Genomic DNA, 6,398 nt, shown 5'->3' on the forward strand with positions numbered 1-6,398 from the left:
CCATTTTTTTAATGTTTGGCTATCAAACTTTTAATGAGCTGCTGAAAGCCATTTTTAAGCATTATGATTCAGCTCTATTCGTAAAATACATTCTACCTGCTGTACTGGTAATCAATACAGTTTTTGAATTCCTATTCCAAAGTGTAGGAGGAATCTGGTTTATGATTCTTCTCTATCTGATAGATTTTATTACAGGAGTTGCGAAGGCGGTTCACTTCTCTTTAAAAGCTAAAAAGCTAAGGAAAGAAGGTTTACCAGTACCTGTGGACATAGCAAATAGGGTGTTGGTTTCTAAGAAGTTTCCAAGGTTCCTTTTGACACTACTGGCAGCAATGCTTTTGTTGGCTTTATTGAATTTCGCAGCTATTCACTCAGTATTCTTCATTCCTCTCTATAGTATTTTTTATGGAGTCTTCATTGCTCAGAACATTCTAAGTGTTGCTGAAAATTTAAATGAAATGGGATTGCTGAAGCTGGAAGTGCTGGTGAAACTCAAAGCAAAGGTGAATGAGTCCATTAATTTATAATAGGACATGCCACTTACTTTCCCTTGTCTGATAAGTAATTGAAGGGAGTATTTTTTAATAGTAAGGGTGAGACTTTTTGAATCAGATTTTTAGCTCCCATCTCCCTTCTAATTTTTTAACCTATGGCATTATTTGACAATCTATTGACTTCATTCAAGACAGCATTGCGAACAGATATGTTTTCAATGAATGCTATCAGTAATGAGGTGTATGTTACAGAAACAAGTATTAAGAGCATCACAGCTTATACCGCAGGAGTTAATAGCATTGCAAATTCCATTGCATCCATTCCTTTTAAATTGAGAAAAGGCAGTCAGGTTTTAGACTCGGATTTAAGCTTTCTAATCAAAGAGAAGCCTAACCAGTTTCAAACAGCTTATGATTTTAAAAGAGTCATGCTCAATGATATGCTTTACAGAGGAACTGCTTTTGCTTTCATCAATAGAGATACAAATACAGGAAAGGTATTGTCTCTAACCCCAATTGAATATTCAAAAGTGAGTGAGGCAAAAATGGTAGATGGTGAATTGTATTACATGGTAAATAACGTACCAGTACACAATGATGATCTATTGATTTTTAAGAATTCCGGAACAGGTGCCTTTGGACTTGACCCTATTTCAATTTTTGCAGAAAGCTTAGGAGTTACTTTATCAAGTACACGCTATACCAAAAAAGCTTTTGAAGGTGATGGTTCTAATATTAAAGGGGTAGTGACTTCTACTCATAGATTGAATGAGAACCAAAAGAAAGAGTTCAGAGATTCAATTCAGGCAAACTATACAGGATCTAATTCTAAGTCTTTATTGGTGTTAGATGCAGGATTTGATTTTAAACCTGTGTCGCTTTCACCAGACCAGATGAAACTGATTGAGACCAGGAATATTCAAGTTGCTGAAATAGCCAGAATGCTCAATGTGCCCATTTACATAGTAGCCAGTGAAACCCCTAGCAATTACAATTCAATTGAAGGGCAACAGCTTGATTTTTATAAAAGGACACTGAGTCCCATCATTTATATGATAGAAGCTGAATTGAAGCATAAGTTACTTACCAAAAGAGAAATCAAAGATTCTTACTACTTCAAAGGGGCTATTGAATCACTACTAAGAGGAGATAGCAGGAGTAGGGCAGACTTTTACAAGGAGCTATTCTATATGGGTGCTATCAGTCCTGAAGAAATCAGAGAGTTGGAAGATATGAGTGCAGAAGTAAAAGGAGAAACCTTTATACAGGCTAACCTGATCCCTTCTAACCTAGTGAAGGATTTTTATGATTCTAAAATAGCATTGGATTACAGTAAATCCAGTTCAACAGACAGTTACAACAATGATTAAAGAAATAAGAAACTTCGATGGAATTGAATTTAGAGCGATAGAAGAAGAAGGTAAGAAATACATTTCTGGATTTGCACTTAAGTTCGGTTTAGAGAGTAAAGATTTAGGAGGCTTCAGGGAAGTGATAGAACCTAGCTCTATGGAACAAGTGGATTTAAGTGATGTGGTTGCACTTTTCAATCACAATAACAACTATGTCCTAGCCAGAAAAAACAGTGAAGTTGATACCCTTGAGATATCGGTAACAGATGAAGGTTTGATGTACAGGTTTGAAGTAGATGAAGAAATCAGCTACATCAAGGATTTGTACAGAAACATCCAGAAGGGCAATATCTCCAAGTCTTCATTTGCCTTTTATTTACCAGTAGATGGTAGTGGAGAAAGATGGGAAAAGAGAGGGGATAATTACTACAGGTATATTACCAGATTCTCCAAGATATCTGATGTTTCACCAGTCACAAACCCTGCTTATGATAATACTTCTAGCATGATAAGAAGCTTTGATGAAGTAAAGAAGGAGTTGGATGAACCAGTAATTGTGAAGGTTTCCAATGATTCAGATTTCACTTACAGATATCATTTACTGAGAAAGTAAACGCCACAAACATTAGACTTTTTAATAATTAAAAGTGTAGGCAAACAGCCTACTATACACAAGCAATTTTTTAAACGAAATATGAAGAGTATTGAATTAAAACAAGTTAGAAACCAGAAGTTGGTTTCTATGGGTGAGCTGATAGATTCCAAGAATGCAGAATCAAGAGACTTCACCGAAACTGAAAAAGAGACTTTTGACAAGCTTGATGCTGAAATCAGAGATTTAGATACCAAAATTGAAAATGCAGAGAAGGAAGAAGCCTATAAATTAAGAATGGCTGCTAAAGCTCCTGCAGTAACTGCTTCTTCTAAGGAAAGGTATTCTTTATTAGGACATATCAATGCAGTTAGATCTGGTAAGATTTATGGTGTTTTTGCTGAAGCTCAAGCAGAAGGTGAAAAACAATTAAGAGATGCAGGAGTAAGTATCAATCCAACTGCTGCTTATATCCCTTCTAATTACAGAGACTTTTCTGTTACAGGTGATTCAGGTGCAAAAGGTGGTGAAACAGTAGCTACTTCAGTAACAGGAATCATTGAATCTTTATTTGAAGGATCATTACTTGATAGATTGGGAGCAACCAGAATGTTAGGATTAGTAGGTAATGTGAAAATGCCTAAAGGAGCTGCAGTAGTTTCTAGCTGGGTAAATGAAAATGCAACAATTGCAAAATCTGATCATAACATTGGGTCAATTGATTTGACTCCAAACAGACTAGCTACCAGAATGCATATTTCCAACCAGTTGTTAATTCAAACTTCTGGAAGTGTTGAAGCTTACTTGAGAAGAGAAATTGAAAAGTCCATTCAGAAAGCATTGGATGAAAAATACATTTCTTACCTGTTGGCTTCTGCAAATACTCAAGCTGTAGTAGGTGGTACAGATGGAGCAGCTTTAACTGTTGCCAAAGTGCATGAATTTATTGAGAAAGTAGGGAAAGCTGAAGCTGATGTTGCAGCAAGTAAATATTTGATCAATTACGATGTACATACTGCATTGAAGAGCTTGCCAAAAGCTTCAGGTTCTGACAAATTCATGTTAGAGGATAACCTGATTGATGGAGTTCCTTTTGTGGTTTCTAATAGAATGCCTTCCAACCTTACTAAAGGTACTGGAACTGATCTTTCAGCAATGGCATTTGGTGACTTCTCTACAGCAATTTTAGCTGGTTGGGGAGCTGTTGAAATCCTTGTTGACCCATATACTGCTGCTGCAGATGGTCAAACTGTAATGAATGTTGGTTCTTATTTCTGCCTAGCTGATTCTCATGAAGAAGGTAAAGCAGTGATGAAAGATATTGTTACTGCCTAATAGAGGGTAACAGGGTTATTTTTTAAGGCATACCTCAGTGTATGCCTTTTTTATTACATGCCACATTGGATTAATCAGGTGGTAATTAAGGTATAAATCACTAAGACTATGGAAGAATTACAATTGCTAATAGAGGCTTTGGAAAAAGGAGTGAAACACAACATTTACTCCAAAATGGAAATCTATTCGATCCAGAAATGTGTGGAATCGGTAATGGAAACCATGAAGTCCATAAACCAAACCCAGAATGAAAATACTGATAGTTAAAGCTCTTGATAAGTCTGGGTACCTGTCAGGATCTATTCATGAAATAGACCAAGGTGCTTTGGATGCAATCAAAGCCAATAATGAAATCAAGATTCTGGAAGAAGATGGGAAGCCAGATAAACCAAAAAGAATCACTAGAAAGAAAACCAATTCAAAATGAGTACTACTGTAATAAGCATTGAAGAAAGCAACTTGATAACGCTTGAAGAAGCGAAGAGGCAACTTAGAATTCTACATTCTAGAGAGGATGCTTATATCAGTTCTTTGATACCTGTAGTGACTCAAATGGTTGAAGAATCAATTGATAGAACCATTCTAGGAAAGCAACTTAGATTTAGCTCTCTAAGAAATGAACCTTACTTTCTGGGTAATTATAAAATTGATTCTGTTGACTCGGTAAAGCTCTTTTTAGAAGGGGAATTGGTAGCAACAACGGAAGACTTTCTTTTAAATGGACAAGTGCTTTATCTCACTGGTTCAACTGAGTATAATTCAATAGAAGTTGAATTTACAATCCTCACAGATTACCCAGTAATCCCAGTTTCATTCAAACATGCAGCTTTGATTCTTTTGGCAGATCTATTTAAAAATAGACAGGAGACCATTTTGGGTAAAAGCTATTCTAGTACAAATGCAGTGATTAGGCTATTAAGACCTTATACCAAGTATATATCCATTTAAAAGAAAAGGCAATGAATGTAGGAGGATTTGATAGGTTAGTCAGGATAGAAGAGGTGTCGATAACTAGAAACTCCTATGGAGAAGAAGTAATTGAATGGGTTGAAGTGGAAACTGTCTTTGCTGAAAAGTATGACAAGTTGAATAGAGAAAGCTTTCAGGCTAATCAATTAGTAGCCAGTACTTCAACAGTATTCACCATGTACTTTTTAGATGGGGTAACTGAAAGGATGCGATTGGTGGATTTAGATACCAATGTGATTTACCAGATAGAAGGAATCAAAGAAGTGGGATACAGGGAAGGGTTACAGCTATTGACCTTTACCAAAGACAGGTTTTCAAATGAATAACAGCATTGATTTAAGAGGAGAAGCAGCTTTGATAAAGGCTCTAAGAAGACTTGAAACTAAGACAGGTAAAACTGTTCTGAAGAAAGCATTAAGAAAAGCTGGTAACAAGATTAAAAATGAGGTGAAAAAAGAGGCACCTGAAGACACTGGGAATTTGAAGAAGTCAATCAAAGTATTCAATGATAATTCACAGGCTTCTAGAGGTGGTGCTTTAATTAGGGTAGGAGCAGATAGAACAATTGCACCTCATGCACATTTGGTAGAGTTTGGTACGGATGAAAGATATCTAGACAAACCCAGTGTGATTACCCTAGCAAGAGGTGATGTTTTCACTATCACCCAAACTGGTAAGATGCCAGCGAATAAATTTTTTGATAGAGGTTTTCAGAATAGTAAAGGAGAAGCAATTCAAGTTTTTACTGATGAACTGAAAGCTGAAATAAACAAAGTTTGAAATGAAGGTTGAAGAAATAGTCTATCAGTTGCTTTCTACCAATCCAGATATTACCAATGAAGTTTTAAATCAAATTTATCCTTTAAGAATAGCTCAAGGTAAGCAGTTGCCTTTTATAGCTTACACGGTTAAAAGTGTAGAACCTAATGGAGGGAAAAAGGAGAAATCAGAGTTTGATTCTTACTTTATAGATGTAGATGTCTTTAGTGACAAGTATTCACAAGTTAACAGTCTAGCTGATCTAGTTAGGGATGCATTTGAAGCAGTTACCTATGAAGGTGAAGATGCTTTGTGTGAATTCGATTTTTTAAGCTTTAGAGAAGATTATAAGAACGATGCTCAACTATTCAATAGGACAGTTGGGATTATTGGTCTTTATAAAAAGTAACCCAAATATATTTTTTAATAATTTTTTTTTAATACAAATGAGTCAATCAATAGGAAACTTCGTTGCGCTATATGTTGATAACGGAAGTACATTTGATGCATTTGGTGGTGAAGTAAGTTCAAGCTTCACTATTTCCAAGGATGCAATAGAGATTACAACAAAAGATAGTGTTGATGCAGCAGACAACTTCTGTAAGGAATTTGATGGTGCAGGAGAATATACCTACACATTCAGTGTAGAAGGGATTCAACGTGCAGACAGTGCAGTTGATGAAAAAGTAGCAGATTTAATAGCAGGTACTAAGATAGACTTCAGATTTGGCTATAATTCAGCCACTCAGAAGGTTTATGAGGGTTCAGGTTATATTCTTAGTGTGAGTATAGATTCTTCTAAAAATGAGGCAGTTACCTATTCTTGTGAGATTCAGGGTACAGGTGGTTTAACCGTAACAACGGTAAGTGCTTAAGATATTCGTGGTTTGTTAGAAA

The 6,398-nt window shown here is 35.9% G+C and carries 11 protein-coding genes; all 11 read left to right on the forward strand.

Features of this window, described 5'->3' with window-relative positions:
* Positions 1 to 11 precede the first annotated feature (11 nt).
* The 11 genes from O0V13_RS09875 (at position 12) to O0V13_RS09925 (ending at position 6,376) form a co-directional block, all read left to right on the forward strand.
* Positions 12 to 527, forward strand: a complete 516-nt coding sequence (locus O0V13_RS09875) for a phage holin family protein (RefSeq protein WP_268034815.1) — start codon at positions 12 to 14, stop codon at positions 525 to 527.
* A gap of 122 nt (positions 528 to 649) precedes the next feature.
* Entirely contained in the window at positions 650 to 1,864 is a 1,215-nt protein-coding gene (locus tag O0V13_RS09880; RefSeq protein WP_268034816.1) for a phage portal protein, read from the forward strand.
* Entirely contained in the window at positions 1,857 to 2,459 is a 603-nt protein-coding gene (locus O0V13_RS09885; RefSeq protein WP_268034817.1) for an HK97 family phage prohead protease, read from the forward strand. Before O0V13_RS09880 ends, O0V13_RS09885 begins: the two co-directional genes overlap by 8 nt.
* A gap of 81 nt (positions 2,460 to 2,540) precedes the next feature.
* On the forward strand, positions 2,541 to 3,773 hold the full coding sequence (locus O0V13_RS09890) for a phage major capsid protein (protein ID WP_268034818.1): 1,233 nt from the start codon (positions 2,541 to 2,543) through the stop codon (positions 3,771 to 3,773).
* A 108-nt stretch (positions 3,774 to 3,881) separates the two neighbouring features.
* Positions 3,882 to 4,040, forward strand: a complete 159-nt coding sequence (locus tag O0V13_RS09895) for a hypothetical protein (RefSeq protein WP_268034819.1) — start codon at positions 3,882 to 3,884, stop codon at positions 4,038 to 4,040.
* A complete protein-coding gene (locus O0V13_RS09900; RefSeq protein ID WP_268034820.1) occupies positions 4,021 to 4,200 on the forward strand; it encodes a hypothetical protein in 180 nt (59 codons plus the stop codon). The genes O0V13_RS09895 and O0V13_RS09900 overlap by 20 nt, the downstream gene beginning before the upstream one ends.
* Positions 4,197 to 4,721, forward strand: coding sequence for a head-tail connector protein (locus tag O0V13_RS09905; RefSeq protein WP_268034821.1), 525 nt, complete (start codon positions 4,197 to 4,199; stop codon positions 4,719 to 4,721). Before O0V13_RS09900 ends, O0V13_RS09905 begins: the two co-directional genes overlap by 4 nt.
* Before the next feature lie 11 nt (positions 4,722 to 4,732).
* Positions 4,733 to 5,068 (forward strand): head-tail adaptor protein, encoded by a 336-nt coding sequence (locus tag O0V13_RS09910; protein ID WP_268034822.1) that lies wholly within the window; start codon positions 4,733 to 4,735, stop codon positions 5,066 to 5,068.
* Complete coding sequence (locus O0V13_RS09915; RefSeq protein WP_268034823.1) at positions 5,061 to 5,522, forward strand: HK97-gp10 family putative phage morphogenesis protein; 462 nt, start codon at positions 5,061 to 5,063, stop codon at positions 5,520 to 5,522. Before O0V13_RS09910 ends, O0V13_RS09915 begins: the two co-directional genes overlap by 8 nt.
* Position 5,523: 1 nt before the next feature.
* Positions 5,524 to 5,910, forward strand: a complete 387-nt coding sequence (gp17, locus tag O0V13_RS09920; RefSeq protein ID WP_268034824.1) for a tail completion protein gp17 — start codon at positions 5,524 to 5,526, stop codon at positions 5,908 to 5,910.
* A gap of 37 nt (positions 5,911 to 5,947) precedes the next feature.
* Positions 5,948 to 6,376 carry a phage tail tube protein gene (locus tag O0V13_RS09925; RefSeq protein WP_268034825.1) on the forward strand — a complete coding sequence of 143 codons (429 nt, stop codon included), beginning with the start codon at positions 5,948 to 5,950 and terminating at the stop codon, positions 6,374 to 6,376.
* The last annotated feature ends 22 nt before the right edge of the window (positions 6,377 to 6,398 follow it).

The sequence above is a fragment of the Algoriphagus sp. PAP.12 genome, assembly GCF_026652115.1.
Taxonomy (GTDB): Bacteria; Bacteroidota; Bacteroidia; order Cytophagales; family Cyclobacteriaceae; genus Algoriphagus.

Coding starts and splice junctions, on each gene's coding strand:
- O0V13_RS09880 (WP_268034816.1), top strand. CDS start 650: ATGGCATTATTTGACAATCTATTGACTTCATTCAAGACAGCATTGCGA.
- O0V13_RS09890 (WP_268034818.1), top strand. CDS start 2,541: ATGAAGAGTATTGAATTAAAACAAGTTAGAAACCAGAAGTTGGTTTCT.
- O0V13_RS09915 (WP_268034823.1), top strand. CDS start 5,061: ATGAATAACAGCATTGATTTAAGAGGAGAAGCAGCTTTGATAAAGGCT.
- O0V13_RS09895 (WP_268034819.1), top strand. CDS start 3,882: ATGGAAGAATTACAATTGCTAATAGAGGCTTTGGAAAAAGGAGTGAAA.
- O0V13_RS09885 (WP_268034817.1), top strand. CDS start 1,857: ATGATTAAAGAAATAAGAAACTTCGATGGAATTGAATTTAGAGCGATA.
- gp17 (WP_268034824.1), top strand. CDS start 5,524: ATGAAGGTTGAAGAAATAGTCTATCAGTTGCTTTCTACCAATCCAGAT.
- O0V13_RS09905 (WP_268034821.1), top strand. CDS start 4,197: ATGAGTACTACTGTAATAAGCATTGAAGAAAGCAACTTGATAACGCTT.
- O0V13_RS09925 (WP_268034825.1), top strand. CDS start 5,948: ATGAGTCAATCAATAGGAAACTTCGTTGCGCTATATGTTGATAACGGA.
- O0V13_RS09910 (WP_268034822.1), top strand. CDS start 4,733: ATGAATGTAGGAGGATTTGATAGGTTAGTCAGGATAGAAGAGGTGTCG.
- O0V13_RS09900 (WP_268034820.1), top strand. CDS start 4,021: ATGAAAATACTGATAGTTAAAGCTCTTGATAAGTCTGGGTACCTGTCA.
- O0V13_RS09875 (WP_268034815.1), top strand. CDS start 12: ATGTTTGGCTATCAAACTTTTAATGAGCTGCTGAAAGCCATTTTTAAG.